Source organism: Nocardia sp. X0981 (assembly GCF_977089955.1).
The window spans coordinates 511,532-532,785 of record NZ_OZ372435.1; the positions used below are offsets into that span (position 1 = coordinate 511,532).

Consider the following 21,254-nt stretch of genomic DNA (forward strand, 5'->3'; position numbering starts at 1 on the left):
GCGTCTCCGCTCGTTTCCCCGGGACGGTGCTCATGCCGGAATCACCCGATCCTCCCGTACCCGTTGTCCGTAACGCTGTTCGGCGACGGCGATGTATTCGCCGAGCGCGATCCGCGGGCCCGGTGACACCGCCAGCCGGGGCGGCGGCGCTACGGGTAGCCCGGCGGCGGCCGCCACATGGGCCAGGGCCGACCCCAGCTGTAGTGGGCCGGGTGGCGGCGCACCGACCCGCGCGGGTAGGTCCGCGATATCCAGCGGGAACTGCGGATGCCCGGCCGATACGGTGCGGCTCATATCCAGAGTGGTTCCGGCACATTGTGTTTCGATGAGATCGGCGAGAAGAGCGCCGTCCCCGCAGCGGTGGGCGAAACGGAACGCGAGCCGCCACGCGGGTTCGGCGACCTCCCGGTTCCACTGTTCGCGCTGATTACCGTTCGACAGGCTGTAGCGCACGGCGTCGATGGCGACGGCCGCGGGTACCGACAACGCGCGTCCCAGTTCGAGCAAGGCCATGGGTACGGCGTCCATCTCGTCGATCACCGCCTCCAGCAGCACCGCGTGCCAGTAATCGAGCTGCGCGCACTGCAGGCCGAGGCCGCGTTCGGCATAGACCGCGAAAGCGACGGCGAGCAGCTCCCGGCCCTCGTCGGCCCGTCCGCTCGTATAGGCCAGGGTGGCGAGCCGGCACCGCACCGCCGCGGCGTCGAGTACGGCACCGGAATCCTCGAAACAGGTGAGACCGCGTTCGTACCACGCTTCGGCCTGCGCGGCCGCGCCGCGGTTCTCGGCGAGAAAACCGCGGATCTTCCATCCCACACCGGCCCGATAGCCGAGGCCGGCCCGCTCGTAGTACTCCTGACTGGCTCGGACCAGTTCCTCCGCCTCGTCGAGACGGCCGAGTCTGCTGAACATCTGGGCGAGGTTCTGCTGGGTGTCGGCCACCGCGTTGCCGTCCCCGGCAGTGGTGAACGCGGTCAGCGCCTGCTGCGCGAAATCCACTCCGAGCTCCCGGCGGCCTGTCTCGAAATAGGCGCCGGCCAGGTTCATCAGCGGATGCCCGGTGAGATGAGGGGCGAACCGCAGTGCCGTATCGAGGGATTCGGTGGCGATCTCGATCACCTGGGCCCAACGGCTGCGATGTGTGGCGACCGCGGTCAGCGAGAGCAGGCACGACACCCGCAGCACCCCGAGGCCGTCCGCGCCGGCGAGCAGAGCGCGCGCCTGTTCCAGCACCGACTGGGCCTCGTCCAGTTCTCCCAGATGCTGCAGCGCCTGCGAATAGTTGATCAGTGTGGACGCGCGCTTTTCCACCGCGTCCTCCGGTATCTCCCCCAATGCCAGCCGGTACCGGGCCGCCGCGCCCTCGTGGTCGCCGAGTTCGTCGTACATACTCGCGGCATTGACCAGCGCGCTGATACGCACCCCGCCGGAGGTGCTGCGAACAGCGTGCTCGAATATCCGCAGCGCCTCGGCGATATCACCGCTCTGATACGCCGCGGCACCCTCGTACAGCAGTTCCGGGCCGGGTGGGGTGTCGGTACCGCTCATCTCAGAAATCCGAATCGTTCTCCGCGGCGAATACTTCCGCACGCAGTGGGGTGATATCGGCGAGTACGGAACTCGGTTCCGTATCGCCCGGAGGGTGGCTCGCGACGAATTCGCCCTCCGGCGCGGCCCGGCGCAACCGGTCGCGCGCCAGTTCCCGGATACGCTCCCGGCGGCGCGCACCCACGGTCGATGGACCGGGACCGGTCATCGCCACGGTATCGGGCTCCGGGCCGGCGGAATCCGGCGCGGCGGACGCATCGCTACCGGATGCCCACCGGTGCGCGTCGCCCGGAGCGAACGGCCCGGCTCCCGGAACGTAGACATCGACACCCGCCACCGTGTCCGCCGCGCTCACCTCGGCGGTCCACGTATCCCCACGGAGCTCCAGTACGGTGTCCACGACACCCGCCGCGGCGCGGACCACAGCGTGCGGCCACAGGTGCTCGGGTGGATTCGCGATGATTCCAGGAGCGGCGACAGCCCGTATCCGCACCACCGTGCTCCCACCCGCCCGGAAGAGCTCCCAGGAAATCGCGTGCTCGGAGGCGTCCACCACACCGGCGGGACAGAATCGCCAATCCCAGCCCCCGCTACCGCGACCGAGCGGGAGCCCATCGTGCCGGGCACCCGGCTCCCCGCCGGCCGCCAGCGCGTAGTCCCCCGCGCGGGCGGTGCGCGAGAGGCTTTCCCGGCTGCCCGGCGCGTCCTCGCCGTCCGGCCGGGTGGCCGTGGGCACCTCGCCGCGCGAACCGCCCGGAAGTTCGGCGTCGGGGCCATCGACCACCCCCTCACAGAACTCGGTGAGTTCCGCGATCTCGCCGTCGAGCAGCTCCGGGTCGAGCGCAGCGATACCGTCGAGGGTGGAGGCCGGCCACCAGCGGGCCGCCCAGTGCGCGTACCCGAGCCGGCGGATCGCTGCCGCGAGAGCGGGCCGCTCGGGGCGGGCGGGCAGGTCCACGGGCGCGGTGTACTCGTCGGCGGCCACCGCCACCTCCGCACCGTACAGAGCCCACAGCCACTCCTGGGCCGTGTCGAGATCGTGCAGCGTCGCCGCCGGAATGCGCTGATCCGCCAGGAGACTCCAGCACAGATACCCGCCCGCCACCTCCACGACCGCGGTGTCCGGGTCCGGGCCGGCGCCGGTCGTATCCGGTGCACCGGGCGGCGCGATCGTCCACAGATCCGGGTGCGGGCGCTGAATACGTACGGTATCGACCATCACACCGCCCTCGGCTCGGCCGTATCCGATACCGTTTCCAGCACCTGCGCGCTCAACGCCTTGCGCACCCGGGTGCGATGGTCGAGCACCACCGAACGCGCCACACCGTCCAGCAGATCCCACAGCTCTTCGGGTTCGGTGACGGGCAGCTCACGAACATCACGTCCGTGCAGCCGCACCCAGAGCCGGCGCAGATACGGCCGCCACGGGGTCCGGAGTTCGGCGGCGATGGCGGCCAGCGGGTTGTGGTCACCGGGAATCGAGTGGACGGCCAGCCGCCGGGCCTGCAACACGTAGGCCTCCCGTTGCCAGCGGCCGTTCACCAGCCGGTGCGCGGCGGATCCGCCGGTGGCCTCGTCCTCGGCCCGAGCCGGGACGGGCGGCGGACCGGTGATCGGCGCCAACCCGAGGGCCAGCTCCACCCCGGTGGCAGCCGCGAGCCGTAACGATTCGCCGAGCAGCGCCCACGGGGCACAGCTGCGGGCGATCTCCGTGCTGACCAGGTCCGGTATCGGCGGCAGCTCGGCACGCTCGGTGGATGCCTGCAATACCGTGAAAACCCGTTCGTAGACGGTCCGGTCGAACGGCGGTCCCAGGCCGGCGGTGGACGCCGAATCCCCCACCCCGGGCCGGGGCGGCACCGGATGCGCCGTCAGCCCCAGCGCGTGCGCGCCGCGTTCCGTCCGCCACCACAGTTCGATACCCGTATGCGCGCCCGCGCCGGCGGTGATCAGCTGGTGCAACAGCCGCCGGGCGGCGCGATCATCGGCCGAGGTGCGGGTCGCGGCCGCGTCATCGAGGAGTCGTCGCAGTTCCGCGGTGTGGTCGATCGCCACCTCGGGGGGTGCCGGCCGGCGGCGCCAGGCGGTTTCGAGGAGGCCGTCGAACCGGGCGGCCCGCTCACCGTCGGTGAGGTGTTCTCGCAGTGCCTGCGTGGTGCGTCCCGCCGCGAAACCGTGGATCTCACGTAACACCGCCTCGGCCCGCAGCCGGTCGCGGTGAGGATCGGGATGCCCCCGGGTGGCGGCGAGTTCGAAACAGCGCTGGAAATACAGGTCCTGCGCGGTGCCCTCGGTGATCCGCAACCTGCGACGTGCCTGTTTGAGGAGGGTGAACCACGCCGCCGTCGCCCGTAGCGTATCGGCTTGGGCGTGGACCCGGGCGGCGAGCAGAGTCGCGCCGTCGGCCGAGAGAATCGCGCCACCACAGCTCGGATACCGGACCGGGCGGATGACGAGCGGGTCGAGGATCAGTTTCACGGTGCGGCGCAGCGGTGCCCCCTGCGGCCCGCTCAGCGCTTCCACACCCGCGAGACCGCGCCACACCTCATCGAGCACCATGGCCCGCGGTCGTCGCATGCGCCCAGGTTATCGAAGTCCCACCCGCTGTGCGGGCGCAAAAGTTGGGATCGGTAGGCGTGCGCGGATTCCTACTTTTCTCGTAACGGCCCCGGACACAGGGACCGGATCACCGAGAGAACAGGACCCACCATGAACGCCACGCTCTTCCGCCTCGGCGCCGCCGCTTTCGCCGCTTCCGCCGCGCTGCTGCTCTCCGCCTGCGGTGATGAGGCCACGAGCACTCCGGCCGCTCCGGACGCCACCGGCAAGTCCGTCGCGCTGGTCGACGGCAAAGCCCTCGACGGCGATTTCGACACCACCTGCGCGAAGCAGGGCGACACCCTGGCGCTGGCCCTGACCGATACCGACAACGCGCAGTACGGCCGGTTGAGTGTCAGCGCCGGCATTCTCGGCGATTCGACGGTGCAGGCCGTCGCCATCGCGGGCAGCCGCGGCGGTGCCTCCGGTATGCCGTACGCCGTCGGGTACGGCAACGGTGCGCCCGGCGGGTCTGCGCAGGTCACCCGGGACGGTGACACCTTCACCGTCACCGGTGAAGGTGTCGGTGCCCCCGATATGGCCGACCCCATGGCCGGGCCGGCCACCGCGAAATTCGAACTCACCTTCGCCTGCTCCGACATCGTCGGCGACTGACCGCATCCCGTGTGCCGGGCTCCTCGTCGCCCCTGTCCTCCGGTGTCCGAAGCGACGAGGTGGCCCGGTATCCGGACCATCCTCCGAGGAGAAAATCATGATCCACACCCTGCGCACCCTCGCGCTCGGCTTCGCCGCGCTCGCCATCGGCGGCTACCTGTGGCAGGGCCTCACCTACGAACCCACCAGCGTCTACGAACCCACCTATATGGCGTGGCTGAACGGCTGGACGGCCCTGCCCATCATCGCGTTCACCGTGGTGGTCATGGTTTTCGCGTTCACCGGCACCGGCGTTTTCACCGCTCTCACCGGCCGCAACACCGGCGATTTCCGGGATGCGCCGCTGGGACTGGGCACGGTGAAATCGTTCCGCCACACCGGCGTCACACTCAACGACCAGCCGCAGCTGCGGATCGAATTCAGTGTCGAAGACGCGCACGGCAATATCTTCGACGCCACCGCGAAGACGATCGTGCCGCTCACCGAGCTGGCGCTGCTCACGCCCGGTGTGGTGCTGCCGGTGCGCTATCGCCCGGATCGCCCCGGCATCGTCGAACCGGATCTCTCCGGTGACAGCGCGGCGGCACAGCGGGCGATGGACGAATCACTGATCCGCAAAGGCGTCACCAGCCGGGAGAAGCTGGATATCGCGGCCCGTGGGGTCACCGCGCAGGCGGTGGTGCAAACGCTCACCGTTCCCGGGGAGATCCGCGGGGGCTACTCCAAAGTCGCTGTCGGGCTGGCGGTCACCCGGCCCGACGGCAGCACCTTCACCACCGTCTCGGAGAAGTTCCTGCCGCCGTCGGCGATCGGATACGTACAGGTGGGACGTATCGTCCAGGCTCACTACCTGCCGGAGAACGAGAAGGAGGTGGTACTGGCGATCCCGGTCAACGCCTGAGGTCCGCTCGCCGAGCCCCTACCCCCGCCCCAGGGTACGGGCTCGGTGGTGTCACGGGTTCACAGCGCGGCCACCGCGCTCACGAACCGGTCCAGCTCCTCTTCGCTGACGAAGCAGTGCGGCGACGCCCGGACCACCGAATCCAGTCCGCGCGCGGACATATCGAGCAGGGTCGAAGCGCGATGACTCACGGTCACGGTGATGTCCTCGTCCAGCAGCCGATCCCGGACCGCCACGGGCGCTGTCCCGTCCACGGTGAACGAAACGATCCCGCTGTGCGCTACGCCCAGATCCCGCACCGTCACCCGGGGTAGTTCGCGCAGTGCCGCCCGCAACCGGCCGGCACGTTCGGCGATCGCGGCGTACACCTGCTCCGGGCCGAGATCGAGAAGATACCGAACGGCCGCGCCCAGGCCCAGGCGAGCCGCGACATCGTGCTCCCAGAATTCGAAACGGGAAGCATCGGAGGCCATCCGGTAGTCGTCCGGCCCGGTCCACTCCGCGCTGTGCAGGTCCAACCGGCCCGGTTCCATCGATGCCGCCAGTTCCGGCCGCAGATAGAGGAAACCCGTGCCCCGGGGGCCGCGCAGCCATTTGCGACCGGTAGCCGACAGTGCGTCCACCCCCAGTTCGGTGACGTCCAGCGGCAGCTGGCCCGCGGACTGGCAGGCGTCCAGCAGCACCAGGGCCCCGGAGCCACGCGCGATCCGCGCGGCCTCCGCGACCGGGTTGACCAGCCCGCCGTTGGTGGGCACGTGCAGCAGCGACACCAGTCGCACCCGCTCGTCCATCATCCGGTCGAGTGCCTCGAGATCGAGCCGGCCCGCACCGTCGCCGGGGATCTGTTCGACCCGCGCGCCGGTGGCCCGGGCACGCTGCAGGGCCGCGATGGCGTTACTGGCGTAATCGGCTCCCGAGATGAGGATCCGGTCGCCGGGACGCAGCGGGACCGCGTAGAAGAAATCCGTCCAGGCGCGGGTGGCGCTGTCACTGAGGGCGATGGTGTCGGCGGTGGTACCGAGCAGGGTGGCGACGGCATCCTTCACCCCCGCCAGTTCGGCGAGACGTTCACCGGCCGCCCGGTAACCACCGACCTCGGCCTCCCGGCGCAGATGCGCGATCACGGTATCGGTGACCACCCGCGGCGGTAACGACGACCCCGCGCTGTCCAGAAACACCGCACCGCCCCCGACGCCGGGTGTATCGCTGCGTACTCGCTGCTCATCGACCATGAGCCCGACCCTATGCCGGATTCGTGACGGGTTCGCGCCGAAAACGTGTCCGTATCCGTCGCTACTCTGGATTCGCATGAGGCTCGACACCGTACCCGCCCGGCACCCGGAGGGAGTCGCGCCGACAACCGAACACGAGCGCAGGCAGCACCGGCGACCGAGTACGCGAGACGAATCAGCGAGAAGCCGCATGGAGGTTGGTTATGGCGGTCACGCTCGAACATACGGAATCGACCAGCGACCTGTCCCCACATCCGGCCCTCACCAGTAGAGCGGCGGCGGAAGCCTATATCGGCGGAGTCTGCTTCAAACTGGGTCCCCCGGTACTCGTCGGGGCCGAACTGGAATGGTTCACCGTCCGCGATCCCGTCGCCGGCGACCGCCCCGTCGCGCGGCGCCACCCGTTCGACGGCCGCCGCCCCACCACCGCATTGCTCGCCCGGGCCCTGGGCCCGCACGCTCCCCGCTCCATCTCCCCGGATTCCCCGGCCGACCCGCTACCGGGCGGCAGCCGGGTCACCGTCGAACCCGGCGGCCAGATCGAACTCTCCAGCGTGGCCGTCGGGGAGGTCACCGAACTGTGCACGCGTTTGACCGCGGATCAGCGGCGGCTGCGCGAACTTCTCGGAACCCGATCCATCCGGATGGTCGCCGCGGCCGCGGACCCCGCCCGCAGCCCCCGGTATCAGCTGCGGTTACCGCGCTACCGCGCCATGGCGGATCATTTCGCCCGGATCGGCCCGTTCGGCCGGCTCATGATGAGCAATACCGCGGCGACCCAGGTCAGCCTCGATATCGGCGCCGACCGGTCCGAACTCACCGCTCGCTGGACGGCCCTGCACACCGTCGGTCCCGCGCTGATAGCGGCCTTCGCGTGCTCACCCGTCCTGCGCGGCGCCCCGCCCGGCGCGTGGGTCTCCCAGCGGATGCGGACCTGGCTGCATCTGGATCCGGAGCGCGCCTGCCCGCCGGTGGCCCAATGGTCCGACCCCGTCACCGGATATGCCCGCTGGGCGCTCGACGCGCCGCTGCTGTGCGTACGCCGGCCGGAAGGAACCGGACCCGCGTCCGGTAACACGTGGGCAGCGCCGCCCGGCGCCACCTTCGCCGACTGGCTGGCCGGCGGCCTGGACCAGGTGATCGGCCGCCGGCCCGATATCACGGACCTGCGCTACCACTTGACCACCCTGTTCCCGCCGGTACGGCCCGCCGGGTATTTCGAGGTGCGCTATATCGACGCTCAACCGGGTGACGGCTGGACGGTACCGGTCACCGTGATCCACGCGCTGCTCTCGACCCCGGCCGCCGTCGCCGACGCGACCACCGCCGCATCCGCCGTCGCCGGCCGCTGGGCCGACGCCGCCCGCGACGGTCTGGCCGATCCGGAACTGCGCGCCGCGGCCGTATCCGTACTGGAGGTCGCGGCGGCCCACGGTCCCGCCGGGGTGCCCGGCCTCCGGTCCGTTCTCCGGCGGTGCGCGGCGGGCCGATCGCCCCTGGACGAGTAGAACCGTGCCCCGTATCCGAGAGATCGCACCCAACCCATGCCGCCGAGCGGAGCAGCACTGTGACCATCGCATATCCCCCCACCGACCGAGCCGCGACCGAGCGACTCCGTGAGACCGTCGCCGCCGCCCTCACCCGGGCCCGGCAGCGCACGGCCGCGCTCACCGAGTGCGTGGACGAGGCCGAGCTCGTCGCCCAGCACTCCCGCCTGATGAGCCCACTGGTGTGGGATCTGGCGCATATCGGCAACCAGGAGGAGCTGTGGCTGGTGCGCGATGTCGGTGGGCGGGAACCGGTACGCGCCGATATCGACGAACTCTACGACGCCTTCAAGCACGCCAGACCCGACCGGCCGGCGCTGCCGCTGCTGAACCCGCGCGAGGCGCGCGGATATGTCGGCACCGTACGCGACAAGGTCTGGGAGATCCTGGAACACAGCCCACTGCGCGGCGGCCCCTTGGTCGAGGGCGGATTCGCCTTCGGGATGATCGCCCAGCACGAACAACAGCACGACGAGACCATGCTCGCCACCCATCAGCTGCGCGCCGGAGCACCCGTTCTGTCCGCTCCGGCGGCCCCGTCCGCCACCACCGCGGTAGCCGGTGAGGTCGTGATCCCCGCCGGGGAATTCACCATGGGCACCTCCACCGACCCGTGGGCCCTGGACAACGAACGTCCCGCCCATCCGGTGCGCCTGCCTGCCTTCGCCATCGACGCCGCCCCGGTGACCAACGCTCAATATCTCGCCTTCCTCGACGACGGCGGTTACGAACGCCCCGAACTGTGGTCCGAGCGCGGCTGGTCGCATCGCAACGCCGCCGGGCTCACGGCCCCACAATTCTGGGAACGCGATTCCGCCGGGCAGTGGTGGCGGCGGGTGTTCGGAACGCCGCGCCGCCTGCGGCCGGAACAGCCGGTGGTGCACGTGTGCTGGTTCGAGGCCGAGGCGTACGCGAACTGGGCGGGCAAACGCCTGCCCACCGAGGCCGAGTGGGAGAAGGCGGCCCGCTACGACCCGGCCACCGGCCGCTCCCGTGCCTATCCCTGGGGCGATACCGAGCCCGGGCCCACCACCGCCAATCTCGGCCAGCGGTATCTGGAACCGGCCGATATCGGGGCCTATCCCGCCGGCGCTTCCCCCACCGGGGTACACCAGCTGATCGGCGATGTCTGGGAATGGACCGCCTCCGGTTTCCACCCCTACCCCGGGTTCCGCGCCTTCCCCTACCGCGAGTACTCGGAGGTTTTCTTCGGCGGGGACTACCGGGTGCTGCGCGGTGGTTCCTTCGGCACCGACCCGGTGGCCTGCCGGGGCACCTTCCGCAACTGGGACCACCCCGTCCGGCGCCAGATCTTCGCCGGGTTCCGGCTGGCCCGCACCCTCGGCCCGGAAGAGGCGTGATGTGCCGGCACATCGGTTACGTGGGCACTCCGGTGCCGGTGGGCGATATCCTCACCCGCGGTCCGCATTCCCTGCGTACCCAGTCGTGGGCACCCCGTGACATGCGCGGCGGTGGCACCGTCAACGCCGACGGATTCGGGGTCGCGTGGTGGGTTCCGGGCGCGCGGACGGTCAGCCGGTATCGCAATGCCGACCCCATCTGGACCGACCCGGCCGTGGACGAGGTGCTGCCCCAGCTCACCTCGGACGCGGTCCTGGGTACGGTCCGTTCGGCCACCGTCGGTATGCCGGTGGAGCGTGCGGCGTGCGGGCCGTTCCGCCACGGGCGCTGGGCCTTCAGTCACAACGGGGTGATCCCGCACTGGCGCAGCGTACTCACCGCCGTACTGTCCGATCTCGATATAGCCACGACCCGTGCCGGAATGACACGCCGCTACGAGACCAGCCATCTGCTCGAGGCGGAGTCGCTCACCGATTCGGCCGCCCTGTGGGAACTGTTGCGGCGGCTGCTCGACCCGGAGCCGCTCGCCGGTCTCGCCGAAACTCCCGGCGCCGCGCTACGCCTGCTCGTCACCACAGTGCTGCACCATGCTCCCGGCGCGCGGGTGAACCTGCTGATCGGCGACGGCCGGGCATTCTGGGCGACCACCTGCTACCACTCGCTGTCCGCGCTGGTCACCGACGAGTTCACCGTGCTCGCGTCCGAACCCTATGATGACGATCCGCGCTGGCAGGCTCTGCCCGACCGAAGTCTCGTCCACGCCGAACCCGGCGAGCTGAGTGTCGAGAACCTGGACCTCGGCCACACCCCAGCGACCGAAAGTCTGCATCGATGAACGAACCCGTCGTGGAAGTCCATCTCACCGAGGCCGATCTGATCGCCGCGCTGCGCGACGATGTCCGCCGCGGTCTCACCGCCGACCCGAAATGGCTACCGCCGAAATGGTTCTACGATGCCCGCGGCAGCGCATTGTTCGAGCGGATCACCGCGCTACCCGAGTACTACCCCACCCGGACCGAACGCGCTCTGCTGGAGAAGGTCGCGGGCGCGATCGCCCGGGCCGCTCGAGCGGAGGTGCTGGTGGAGCTGGGTTCGGGCTCGGCCGCGAAGACGCGGATTCTGCTCACCGCCCTCACCGGCGAAGGCCCCTTGAAAACCTATGTACCACAGGATGTCTCGGCCTCGGCCCTGCGTGGTTCGGTGGCCGAGGTGGCGGCCGAATTCCCCGGGCTGGCCGTACACGGGGTGGTCAGCGATTTCACCGATACGCTGGGTATCCTGCCGCGTGGCGGCCGCCGCATGATCGCTTTTCTCGGGGGCACGATCGGCAATATGGTGCCCGAGGAACGCGCCGCGTTCCTCACCGGCGTCCACGATGTCCTCGAACCCGGTGAACAACTGCTGCTGGGGGCGGGTCTGGTCGTCGACCCGGCGGTCCTGATTCCCGCCTACGACGATTCCGCCGGGATCACCGCGGAATTCAACCGGAATATGCTCCGGGTACTCAATTCCCGGCTGCGTGCCGATTTCGACCCCGCGAGTTTCCGTCATATCGCGCACTGGGACCCGGACAACGAATGGATCGAGATGCGGCTGGAAGCCACCCGGGAGATGAGCGTCGAGATCGCCGATCTCGGAACGAGCGTCCGCTTCGCCCGCGGCGAACAATTGCGCACCGAGATCTCCGCGAAGTTCCGGCTGCCCGGCCTGGATACCGAATTGCGATCCGCGGGTTTCGTCCGCCAACATGCCTGGACCGACCCCGACGACCGTTTCGCCCTGGTCCTGGCCGCCCGCACCTGATCCCCGCCCGTCCCCATGAACCAACCCATCCCGGAGATACCCCTCCGAGAGGATCCACCTATGCGGCCGGGCCCCCGGCCCGCACCCCGAAGGCGGCGCCGAAAATTCAGTGCACTTGGTTCTGCGCCGCTTCCAGACCCACCCGCAGCAGCAGTTCCACCGCGTCGGCGGCCTGCTCGACCACCACCGGCAGCTCTTTGCGCTCGGCCGCCGAAAACGGTTTGAGTACGAAATCGGCCGGGTCCTGGCGGCCGGGCGGACGGCCGATACCGATCCGGGTACGCAGATAATCCTTGGTGGTGAGGGCACCGGATACCGAGCGCAACCCGTTGTGGCCGCCTTCTCCACCGCCGCGTTTGAGCCTGACGGCTCCGAACGGGAGATCCAATTCGTCGTGCACCACGACGATCTCGGTAGGCGGTACCGAGAAGAACCGGGCCAGCGCTGCCACGGGTTTACCGGACAGATTCATGAACGATCGGGGTTTGGCGATCAGCACCTGCCGCCCGTCCAACCGCGCCTGCAGGAGATCCGTCCCCGATTTCTTGTGGGTTGTGAACCGGCCGCCGACCCGCTGCGCGAGCGAGTCGGCGACCAGGAAGCCCACATTGTGCCGGGTGCGCTCATAGGCGGGACCCGGATTGCCCAGGCCGACGACGAGCGCCGGCGCGGTATCGGCCATCGAAGTGGTGGCCGGGTCTTATTCGGCGCTCTCGCCCTCGGCCTCGGCCTCCGGCTCGGCGGCGGCGCGGGCCTCGACGATGTTCACGATGAGGGCCTCGGGGTCTCCCACCAGGGTGACGCCCTTGGGCAGCTCGACGGAACCGGCGGTGATCTGGGTACCGACCTCGGCGCCGGCGATGGAGATCTCGATGGCCTCGGGGATGTGCAGCGCCTCGGCCGAGACGGATACGGTGGTGGCTTCCTGGGTGACCAGGGTGCCGGGGCCGGCCTCACCGGTCAGGGTGACCGGGACGTCCGCGGTGACCTCTTCGCCCCGCTTGACGAGCAGCAGATCGGCGTGCTCGATGTAGCGGTGGATGGGGTGCACCACGACCGATTTGGTCAGCGCGAGCTGCTTCTTGCCCTCGATGTCCAGGTTCAGCACCGCGTTGGTGCCGTGCTGACGCAGGATGGCGGCGAAGGCCAGCGCGTTCAGCGACAGATGCTGCGGATCGGACTGATGCCCGTACAAGACCGCCGGAACGTTGCCCGCACGGCGGGTGCGGCGCGCGGCGCCCTTGCCGAACTCGGTGCGGATCTTCGCTTCGAGAAGGTTGACGTCGGACATGACTGGATTAACTCCTACGGCTATACCGGGCTGGTGGGCGGTGCCAGGGATATCGCGCCCCTGGTCGGTGGTCTGCTCGTCAGGCGAAGACCGATCGGGGACGGCCGGAAGCCGCGCCGCGTCGATCACGGTGCCGCAGAGATGCGAACCCTCGCCGAGACAACCCGAACACTGTAACTCAGGCATCGCATAACTCCGGAATCGGGTGCTGTGTTTATTGGCGGCGCCTGCGGCGCCGCGGGGGTTGAGCCCCCTTGGCGTCGTGCTTCAGCACTCGGGACTCGCGCCTTCGGCGCATGCGCTTCGAGTGCTGAAGCACGACGCGGGCTCAACCCTGTGCGGGCCTCGCAAGCCTCGGCGCTGGGTGGTTGCGCCGGAGGCGGAGCACCGGTTCCGAGACCGGGTACGGCGGGGAAACCGCAGGTATTACCTCTCGGTGGGCCGGTCGGGTATCGATATCCGTTGGCTTGCCGGATCCTCTGCGGAGGAGTTCGGCAAGGGGCGGAGGTCGGGGCGCCGAGGTGCCGGCTTTCGGGGCTCGCGCTCGCGGCGGAGACGCTCGGAGGGGTGGGAGCCGACGGGACCTCGGGCCTGCGCGGCCGTCGCGTAGCCTGGACAGGTTGCCCACTGTCTATCGCCGAAAGGTTGTTTTCGTTGACCGCCTCCACCGAGGGCCCTGTCACGCCTGCGCGCGAGGGCTCCGTCGCGCCCGCCCGCGGGTTGGCCGCCGAGGTGTCGCGGCGCCGCACTTTCGCCGTGATCTCGCATCCCGATGCGGGTAAATCAACGCTCACCGAAGCCCTCGCGCTGCATGCCCGCAAAATCTCCGAGGCGGGCGCCATCCACGGTAAGGCGGGACGCAAATCGACGGTGTCGGACTGGATGGAGATGGAGAAGGCGCGGGGGATCTCGGTGAGCTCCACCGCGCTGCAGTTCAACTACCGGTCCGCCGGCTCCGAGATCGATCATGTGATCAATCTCGTCGACACCCCCGGCCACTCCGATTTCTCCGAGGACACCTACCGGGTGCTCACCGCCGTGGACGCCGCGGTGATGCTCATCGATGCCGCCAAGGGCCTCGAACCGCAGACGCTGAAACTGTTCCAGGTGTGCCGGCACCGCGGTATCCCGGTGATCACCGTCATCAACAAATGGGACCGCCCGGGCCGGGCGCCGCTGGAACTGCTGGACGAGATAGACGAGCGGATCGGCCTCACCCCGACCCCGCTGTTCCTGCCGGTCGGGATCGCGGGAGATTTCCGCGGGTTGCTGCGGCGCGGCCCGGACGGCACCGCCGCCGAGTACATCCATTTCACCCGCACCGCCGGCGGTGCCACCATCGCCCCGGAGGAATCCCTGACCCCCTCCGCCGCCGAGGCCCGTGAGGGCACGGCATGGACCACGGCGGCGGAGGAGAGCGAACTGCTCTCGGCCACCGGCCAGGATCACGATCAGGAACTCTTCCTCGCGGGGCAGACCTCCCCGGTGATCTACGCCTCGGCCATGCTGAACTTCGGGGTCCGGCAGCTGCTGGAAACCCTGGTCGCGCTGGCGCCCGCACCGGGCTCCCGGGCCGATATCACCGGTACTCCGCGCACCCCGCAGGACCCCTTCAGCGCGGTGGTGTTCAAGGTGCAGGCGGGTATGGACACCGCGCATCGCGACCGGCTCGCGTTCATGCGGATCGTCTCCGGTGAATTCGAACGCGGCATGGTGGTCACCCACGCCCAGACCGGCCGGCCCTTCGCCACCAAGTACGCGCTGACCGTGTTCGGCCGGGAACGCGCGACCGTGGATACCGCCTACCCGGGTGATGTGGTGGGTCTGGTGAACGCCACCGCGCTCGCGCCGGGGCACACCTTGTTCGTGGACAAGAAGGTGGAGTTCCCGCCGATCCCGTCCTTCGCGCCGGAGCATTTCGCCGCGCTGCGGGCGCAGAGCGCCGGAAAATACAAGCAGTTCCGCAAGGCGATCGACCAGCTCGACTCCGAAGGCGTGGTGCAGGTGCTGCGCAACGAGGCCCGCGGCGACGCCTCACCGGTACTCGCCGCCGTCGGGCCCATGCAGTTCGAGGTGGTCACCGCCCGGATGCAGGGTGAATTCGGGGTCGAGACGCAGCTCGATCATCTGGGTTACACGATCGCCCGGCGTACCGACGCGGCCTCGGTGCCCGAGCTCGACCGCCAGCGCGGAGTAGAGGTGTTCACCCGTAGTGACGGCGCCATCCTGGCGGTGTTCAGCGATAAGTGGCGGTTGCAGTACATCCAGAAGGAAATGCCGGATCTGCTGCTGGAACCGCTGGTGGCCACGGCCGACTGAGGGGCATCGGTACGGCCGGACGAACGGTCAGCCGGCCGCCCGTTCTTCCGGACCGCCGAACTCGGTCACTCCGAATTCCGGTTCCGGACGTTGGCTCGGCCCCGGATAGTCGCTCGGGTTCCGCTCGATCTCTTCGACCCCGTGGGCCTGCTGGATCATGCCCCAGCGGTTGGCGGTCAACCGCAGGCTGGGGAGATCACTGAGTGAGAGGACCACTTCGTAGGTGCGTTCGTAGCCGGTGTGGGCGATCCGCCATCGGCCGTCGTCGCATCGGACGTAACGGTCGGTGTAGAACGCGGAGCCGCGCAGCAACATATTGTTCTCGGGGATGAGAACCGTATCGGAGAGATACCAGAGTCCGGAGGCCTCGTCGCCGCTCACATCGATTTCCGGGTGATCGCAACGGTGCTCGGTGATCACATGGGGACCGAGCGTATTGCGCAGGAATGTGAGATACGCGTCGCGGGATTCGAATTGCAGATATTCACTGTAGGTGGCCGTGGCCTCCGGGATCATGGTGTCGGCGAATTCGTCCCAACGCTTGGTATCCAATGTGCGCACATACCGGAATTTGAGGCGGTGTATCTGCAGGATATCGTCGGAATCGGCCGACGCCGCAGACAGCTCCTCCCGTCGTGGCGGGCCGACGGTCATCGGCAGCTCGGGTCCGGGCTCGAGCCGCTGCGGAAACGAGACGTCCAGTCCGGCTCCCATCGCCGCGGCCAACGCGGCCCCGGAGTACCCCATGGTTCCACTGCTCTGACCCGGCCGCCGCGGAAAACCACCCGGGCGCGGCCCGGGATCGTTACGCTCCTCGCCCTGGTCCATATCTCCACCATCCCACCTGAAATGGACAAATTGGGAGGTTATTCAGATCTGTATCGGATTGCTATACGGCGACGGCGGCATCACGGGGTCGCGGCCTCGGCCGAAGGCGCCGGATAGGGGCTGGTAGGCGCCCTTTCCGGGGAAATTTCAAGGTCGTTCGCCGTTGCCGATGGTGAAGCAGGTGCGGCAGAAATCCTCACCGAACTCGGTCAGGCGCAAACTTTTGCGCACGATTTTCGGGGCACGACCCGCCTTTTTCAGGGCGGCTTCCACGATCGGCTGGACCTCCAGCACCATGTACCGGCTCAACACCACCGGATCGTCGGAATTATGGGTCAGACCCAGGCGGCTGAGATTGATCAGATAGGAGCGGGCCCGGTCCATATAGCGCACCCCGGCCTGTTCCGGTACGGAGGTCAGGCCACCGGCGATCAGTTCGGACCCGATTCCCAGCGGACGGTTGGTGCGTACATCGACCGTCGGCTGCGGGCCGTTGAGAGCCATATAGCGCAGAATGCGTGCTTCGTCGGGGGCCAGTTCGTCCAGGATCCGGTCGTAGGCCGGATGGACCTCCTCGGTGAAGTACACATCCGCCGAGCGGGCCAGCAGCGCATCACCGCGTTTCCGCAATTCCGCGACGGTCGCCGAGCGCAGGTAGGAGCCCACCGCCACGGTCTGCTGCGCGGGGGTCTGCCCGGTGGGCACGTAGCTGACGATCTCGCGTACCGACCCCTCGGTGACGCCGAGCGCGCTGCGCGCGATGGACCGCAGGGCGTTACCGGTACGCTCGGCGATCTCCGCCGAGGATTCCCCGTCCAGGGCGGCCTGGGTGATCTCCCGGGTGACCTCGTAGGAGGTGTTCACCGCCCACTGCCCGCCGCGCACCACACTGCCGGCCGCCAGACCGGCCGCACGGAACACACCACGGATGAGCCGGGCCTCGTTGCTTATCTGGCGCTGCTCGATATCGGAACGACGCTCCACGGCAGACGGTGACCTGCGCTCGATACCCGTGCCGCGGCCGGCGGCCGGGAGTGCGCCCCGCCCCGGCACGGGACCGGAATTCCGCCCGGTACCGGCGCCGGTGCCGGCATCCGACCGCACGGCACCCGACGTGGAGCCGCGCTCCAGGGGTCGGGAACCGGTCCGGCTGGTCTCCTGTCCGGTCCTGTCGTCTGCCACGTGTACTCCGATATCGCCAGATGAACGAATCCGCTCCCCGATTATTGCCCATTACGTATGACAGCCCGCCGCCGGACCATGATCGGAGTCACGTCTGGGACACTGATGTGCCGCGCCTCGACGCGCTGCCGGCGGGACGGCCGCCGCGGCGCGGGGTGGTGCGGTAGTGGTGCTAATTTGAGATCCGGTGCGGCAGCGAACACCGGAGCAGGAGGGTGTGTCGTGTTGGAGAGTGTGTTCGGGGTGCACCCGACGATCCTCCTGGAATTGCTGACCATTCCGCTGTTCACCGGAGTCATCGGCTACATCACCAACTGGACCGGTGTGCTGATGCTGTTCCGGCCGATCGCGTTTCACGGCGTGCGAGTACCCGGCCTGCGCTATCTGTACCCGTACCTGCCGAAACGCATCCAGATCCTGCCGCTGCTCAGCCACGACGGCCGCTTCGGCTGGCAGGGCATCGTGCCCTCGCGAGCCGACAAGATGGCCAGTATCGCGGTGGACAAGGGGCTTTCGAAACTGGGTAGTGTCACCGATTTCTACCGGGAGCTGGAACCGGACGCGCTCGCCGAACAACTCGCGGTCACCGCCGAGGGGCAGATCCGCGATATCGTCGAGAACATTCTGCGCCGCGACCATCCGCAGCTCTGGTACAACCTGCCCGCTCCGGTACGGGAAATGGTGCACGAACGGGTTCGCCAGCAATTGCCGGACATCCTGCGCGAGCTCACCGACGAGCTCGGCGCGAACATCGATCAGCTGCTCGATGTCAAACAGATGGTGATCCGCTATTTCCAGGCCCGCCCGCAGTTGCTCAACCAGTTGTTCCAGGTACTGGGCGCCAAGGAATTGCGGTTCATGCAGAATTTCGGTCTCTATTTCGGCGCCCCCATGGGCGTGGTGCTGGTCGCGATACTGCATCTGACCGGCTGGCCGACCCTGGCGGTACTGCCGATCGGCGGGGTGATCATCGGCTGGGTGGTCAACTGGGTGGGCCTGAACATGATCTTCGCCCCCGCCGAACCGAAGTGGTGGTGCCCGTGGCGGCAGGGGCTGCTCATCAAACGCCAGGACGAAATCACCGCCGGATACGCCGAACTGGTATCGACCCAGGTGATGACGGTGGCCAATATCGGTGACGAGCTGCTGAACGGCCCGAAATCCGACCGCACACTGCAGATGCTGGAGGACACCCTGCGGCCCGCGGCCGACCGGGCCCTGGGGCCGGCCCGGGGGGCGGTGAAACTGGTGCTCGGCAGCCGGGACTATCGCGCACTGACCCAGACTCTCACCACGGAGGCGATGGCCATCGCGCCGCTGGCCTTCGCCGACGAGGATTTCAACCTGCGCCAGGGCAAGCAGATCGGCGCCTATATCGCCAAGCAGATGTCCGGGCTGTCCCCCAACGATTTCGTCGATATGCTGCGGTCCGCCATCAAACAGGACGAGTGGCTGCTGTTCGTGCACGGCGGCGTACTCGGCCTGTTCGCCGGATACGCGCATATCCTGGTCTTCGGAACAGGGATCGCGACGACATGGCTGTGAACGACGAGATGGCGACGAACAAGAAATCCGACCGGACCGGCACACCGAGCAGTACCGGCGGTCCCGCAGCGACAGTGCGCGCGGTGAGCGGAGTCGCGCGCGTCGCGGCCTCGGCGGTTTCGGGTACCGCGCGCTGGGGCGTGCACACCGCGCTGGACGTCACCGAGACGGTGGTGCGCGGAAGTATGGCCGGACTTCCCCCGGCTCGGATCCGCACCGAAGCGGCCCAGCAGCTCCGGGAGGCGCTGCGGCTGGCGCTCGGGGTCACCGCGGTCGAGGCGCCGGGGGCCGAAACCTCCACCGAACGTTCGCTGCGAGAACAGGGCGCCGCGCTGCTACGGCTGGCCGCCAGTACTCGCGCCCCCGACGAGGGCCACCCCGCGTTCGCCCGGATCCTCGCCGAACTCACCTCCGACGAAGCCCGCATCCTGCGGCTGCTGCGCCTGGACGGGCCGCAGCCCGCGGTGACCGTGCGCGGCGGCCGGGCGGCCCGGCGGCGCGGGGGCCGCCGGAACGAGCCCCGATCCGGTGCGCCGGATCTGGGGGTGAGCATGATCGGTGAACATGCCGGGCTCCGGCATCCGGACCGGGTACAGCGGTATCTGGCCAATCTCTGCCGTATCGGGTTGATCGAGGTGCTGGACGATCCGGTCGGTACACCCGAGCGCTATCAGCTGCTGGAGGCCCAGGAGTCGGTGCGCGAACTGCTCGAGCGGTCGGGCAGCCGCGGCAAACTCCTGCATCGCGGGATCGCGCTCACCCCGTTCGGTGGCGAGTTCGTGGCGGCCAGCCTGCCGATAGCGGGGGAAGCCGGACCTGCGGCCGAAACCCGCTGACCAGCGGTATCGAATGCGCTGCGTTGTTGTCAGGCTCCCGAGAGGTCGGTCGCCGGATCAGGCGCTACCGACCGGGAGGTGAGCGGGAAACGTGTCTCGGTGAGTTGCTCGGAGACGCGCCAGAGCCGCCCAGCGATGTCGAGGTCTTTCGCATCAGCGGAGGATTCGGTGAGCGCAGCCGGTCCGCGGACGCCGCCGAAGCGGCTGGGGCCGACGAAGCCGGCGCCGGGGATATTGCCGACTGCCGCCAGCAGGGTGGGGAGCGCGCCGCCCTCGGGGCCGTGAGCCAGCACGGGTGTGCTGATCGCTGCCAGGGCGTCGAGCAGCCGGTTGCCGCTCGTGATCCGGAACCCTGTGGCTGCCCAGCCCGGATGCGCCGAGGTCGCTAGCACGGGTGAGCCGACCGCGCTCAGGCGGCGCTGCAGCTCAGCGGTGAACAGCAGGTTCGCCAGCTTGGACTGGCCGTAGGCGCCGAACGGCTGGTACGACCGCTGTTCCCACTGCAGGTCGGCGAAATCGATATGCGCGGAGCGGTGCGCGGTGGAGGTGACGGTCACGACCCGGCTCGTGACCCGGTCCAGCAGCAGATTCGTCAGCGCGAAGTGTCCGAGATGGTTGATCCCGAATTGGAGTTCGAAGCCGTCCGCGGTGTGCCGCAGCGAGTCGGTCATGGTACCGGCATTGTTGATGAGTACATCCACCGCACCGCCGACACCGGCGGCGAAGTCGCGGATCGATGCCAGCGAAGCGAGGTCGAGCGAGCGGACCTCGACCTTACCGCTCATCTCGGCAGCTGCGGCGCGACCCTTGTCCTGGTCCCTGACGGCGAGGACGAGCCGCGCACCCTTGGCGGCCAGTGCGGCAGCCGCGGCGCGGCCGATTCCGCTGTTGGCGCCGGTGATGATGACAGTGCGACCGGTCTGATCCGGTACCTGCGAAGGAGAGGTGAGTGTGAGCACGAGATCAATGTATCCACTGGATACAATCTAGTCAATGGATACATCGTTGTTAGACTGCCTGCATGACGCCCGCCCGCCCCTACCACCACGGCAACCTGCGTCGAGCCGCGCTGGATCGAGCCATAACGGCGGTTCGCGACAGGGGCGCCTCCGAGCTGTCGCTGCGCGAGCTGGCCGCCACTATCGGGGTGACCCACGCCGCGCTGCGCCGCTACTTCCCCCATCGGCAAGAGCTTCTCGACGCCCTGGCCGTCGAGGGCTTCGCCCGGCTCGATACCCGGTTACGGGCAGCCGTCGGCGCGTCGCCCGACTACCGGGAACAGATTCGCTCGGTCGCGAGGGCTTATATCGACTTCACGATCTCCGAGGCGAATCTGGTCGAACTGATGTTCGCCCATAAACACGGGGCAGGTGGGCGTGCTGTCGGCGAAAGCGCCGCAACCGCATTCGCGCCGATGCTGGAGATGTTCCGGCGTGGTCGGGCCGAGGGCATGCTTGCGAACCACGACCCCGAGAGGATCGGGCTGATCTTCCTCGCCACGCTCCAGGGGCTCGCCGGCCTTGTCAACTGCGGCGTCATCCCGACCGGGCAACTCGATGATCTGATCGGTGACGCCGTGGCGCAGTTTCCGCACAGGCCCTGAGTCATCGCGCTGAGATGGCTGCGCCGGGGGTCCGTGCCCAATGT

General features: G+C 68.8%; 19 protein-coding genes. 10 read left to right on the forward strand and 9 right to left on the reverse strand.

What is annotated here, in order from left to right; genetic code table 11:
- Positions 1-30 precede the first annotated feature (30 nt).
- From ACYR7D_RS02410 to ACYR7D_RS02420, 3 genes are read right to left on the reverse strand one after another with little or no spacing between them, the layout of a single operon-like run.
- On the reverse strand, positions 31-1,548 hold the full coding sequence (locus ACYR7D_RS02410) for a tetratricopeptide repeat protein (RefSeq protein ID WP_459547998.1): 1,518 nt from the start codon (positions 1,546-1,548) through the stop codon (positions 31-33).
- 1 nt (position 1,549) lies between these two features.
- Positions 1,550-2,767: a hypothetical protein gene (locus ACYR7D_RS02415; protein ID WP_459547999.1), complete on the reverse strand. Its 1,218-nt coding sequence runs from the start codon at positions 2,765-2,767 to the stop codon at positions 1,550-1,552.
- Positions 2,767-4,107 (reverse strand): hypothetical protein, encoded by a 1,341-nt coding sequence (locus tag ACYR7D_RS02420; protein WP_459549980.1) that lies wholly within the window; start codon positions 4,105-4,107, stop codon positions 2,767-2,769. The genes ACYR7D_RS02415 and ACYR7D_RS02420 overlap by 1 nt, the downstream gene beginning before the upstream one ends.
- A gap of 150 nt (positions 4,108-4,257) precedes the next feature.
- Between ACYR7D_RS02420 and ACYR7D_RS02425 the strand changes: the two genes are divergently transcribed.
- Positions 4,258-4,761, forward strand: coding sequence for a lipoprotein LpqH (locus ACYR7D_RS02425; RefSeq protein ID WP_459548000.1), 504 nt, complete (start codon positions 4,258-4,260; stop codon positions 4,759-4,761).
- A gap of 97 nt (positions 4,762-4,858) precedes the next feature.
- The gene (locus ACYR7D_RS02430) at positions 4,859-5,662 is read left to right on the forward strand and encodes a hypothetical protein (RefSeq protein ID WP_459548001.1); all 804 of its coding nucleotides are present in this window, start codon (positions 4,859-4,861) and stop codon (positions 5,660-5,662) included.
- Positions 5,663-5,721: 59 nt separating this feature from the next.
- On the opposite strand, the gene ACYR7D_RS02435 is transcribed toward ACYR7D_RS02430, so the two are convergent.
- Entirely contained in the window at positions 5,722-6,894 is a 1,173-nt protein-coding gene (locus tag ACYR7D_RS02435; RefSeq protein ID WP_459548002.1) for an aminotransferase class V-fold PLP-dependent enzyme, read from the reverse strand.
- Positions 6,895-7,097: 203 nt separating this feature from the next.
- Here ACYR7D_RS02435 and egtA point away from each other — a divergent pair, with 203 nt between their 5' ends.
- The 4 genes from egtA to egtD all read left to right on the forward strand — a co-directional run bounded on the left by egtA (position 7,098) and on the right by egtD (position 11,606).
- Positions 7,098-8,402 (forward strand): ergothioneine biosynthesis glutamate--cysteine ligase EgtA, encoded by a 1,305-nt coding sequence (gene egtA / locus ACYR7D_RS02440; protein WP_459548003.1) that lies wholly within the window; start codon positions 7,098-7,100, stop codon positions 8,400-8,402.
- 65 nt (positions 8,403-8,467) lie between these two features.
- Positions 8,468-9,802 (forward strand): ergothioneine biosynthesis protein EgtB, encoded by a 1,335-nt coding sequence (gene egtB / locus ACYR7D_RS02445; RefSeq protein ID WP_459549981.1) that lies wholly within the window; start codon positions 8,468-8,470, stop codon positions 9,800-9,802.
- Complete coding sequence (egtC, locus tag ACYR7D_RS02450) at positions 9,802-10,638, forward strand: ergothioneine biosynthesis protein EgtC (protein WP_459548004.1); 837 nt, start codon at positions 9,802-9,804, stop codon at positions 10,636-10,638. Before egtB ends, egtC begins: the two co-directional genes overlap by 1 nt.
- Entirely contained in the window at positions 10,635-11,606 is a 972-nt protein-coding gene (egtD, locus tag ACYR7D_RS02455; RefSeq protein ID WP_459548005.1) for an L-histidine N(alpha)-methyltransferase, read from the forward strand. Before egtC ends, egtD begins: the two co-directional genes overlap by 4 nt.
- Positions 11,607-11,712: 106 nt before the next feature.
- Here the strand turns inward: egtD and pth are convergent, their stop codons facing one another.
- Positions 11,713-12,288 carry an aminoacyl-tRNA hydrolase gene (gene pth / locus ACYR7D_RS02460; protein WP_459548006.1) on the reverse strand — a complete coding sequence of 192 codons (576 nt, stop codon included), beginning with the start codon at positions 12,286-12,288 and terminating at the stop codon, positions 11,713-11,715.
- An 18-nt stretch (positions 12,289-12,306) separates the two neighbouring features.
- Complete coding sequence (locus ACYR7D_RS02465; protein ID WP_459548007.1) at positions 12,307-12,897, reverse strand: 50S ribosomal protein L25/general stress protein Ctc; 591 nt, start codon at positions 12,895-12,897, stop codon at positions 12,307-12,309.
- Between the two features lie 654 nt (positions 12,898-13,551).
- Here ACYR7D_RS02465 and ACYR7D_RS02470 point away from each other — a divergent pair.
- Entirely contained in the window at positions 13,552-15,216 is a 1,665-nt protein-coding gene (locus ACYR7D_RS02470; protein WP_459548008.1) for a peptide chain release factor 3, read from the forward strand.
- A 27-nt stretch (positions 15,217-15,243) separates the two neighbouring features.
- On the opposite strand, the gene ACYR7D_RS02475 is transcribed toward ACYR7D_RS02470, so the two are convergent.
- Complete coding sequence (locus ACYR7D_RS02475; protein ID WP_459549982.1) at positions 15,244-15,870, reverse strand: nuclear transport factor 2 family protein; 627 nt, start codon at positions 15,868-15,870, stop codon at positions 15,244-15,246.
- 321 nt (positions 15,871-16,191) lie between these two features.
- Entirely contained in the window at positions 16,192-17,226 is a 1,035-nt protein-coding gene (locus ACYR7D_RS02480) for an Abi-alpha family protein (RefSeq protein ID WP_459548009.1), read from the reverse strand.
- 222 nt (positions 17,227-17,448) lie between these two features.
- On the opposite strand from ACYR7D_RS02480, the gene ACYR7D_RS02485 reads away from it, so the two are divergent.
- Both ACYR7D_RS02485 and ACYR7D_RS02490 read left to right on the forward strand, forming a co-directional pair.
- On the forward strand, positions 17,449-18,771 hold the full coding sequence (locus ACYR7D_RS02485) for a hypothetical protein (protein ID WP_459548010.1): 1,323 nt from the start codon (positions 17,449-17,451) through the stop codon (positions 18,769-18,771).
- Positions 18,762-19,607 (forward strand): Abi-alpha family protein, encoded by an 846-nt coding sequence (locus ACYR7D_RS02490; RefSeq protein ID WP_459548011.1) that lies wholly within the window; start codon positions 18,762-18,764, stop codon positions 19,605-19,607. The genes ACYR7D_RS02485 and ACYR7D_RS02490 overlap by 10 nt, the downstream gene beginning before the upstream one ends.
- A 29-nt stretch (positions 19,608-19,636) precedes the next feature.
- Here the strand turns inward: ACYR7D_RS02490 and ACYR7D_RS02495 are convergent, their stop codons facing one another.
- Entirely contained in the window at positions 19,637-20,566 is a 930-nt protein-coding gene (locus tag ACYR7D_RS02495) for an oxidoreductase (RefSeq protein WP_459548012.1), read from the reverse strand.
- A gap of 62 nt (positions 20,567-20,628) precedes the next feature.
- Between ACYR7D_RS02495 and ACYR7D_RS02500 the strand changes: the two genes are divergently transcribed.
- Positions 20,629-21,210 (forward strand): TetR/AcrR family transcriptional regulator, encoded by a 582-nt coding sequence (locus tag ACYR7D_RS02500; RefSeq protein ID WP_459548013.1) that lies wholly within the window; start codon positions 20,629-20,631, stop codon positions 21,208-21,210.
- Positions 21,211-21,254 lie beyond the last annotated feature (44 nt).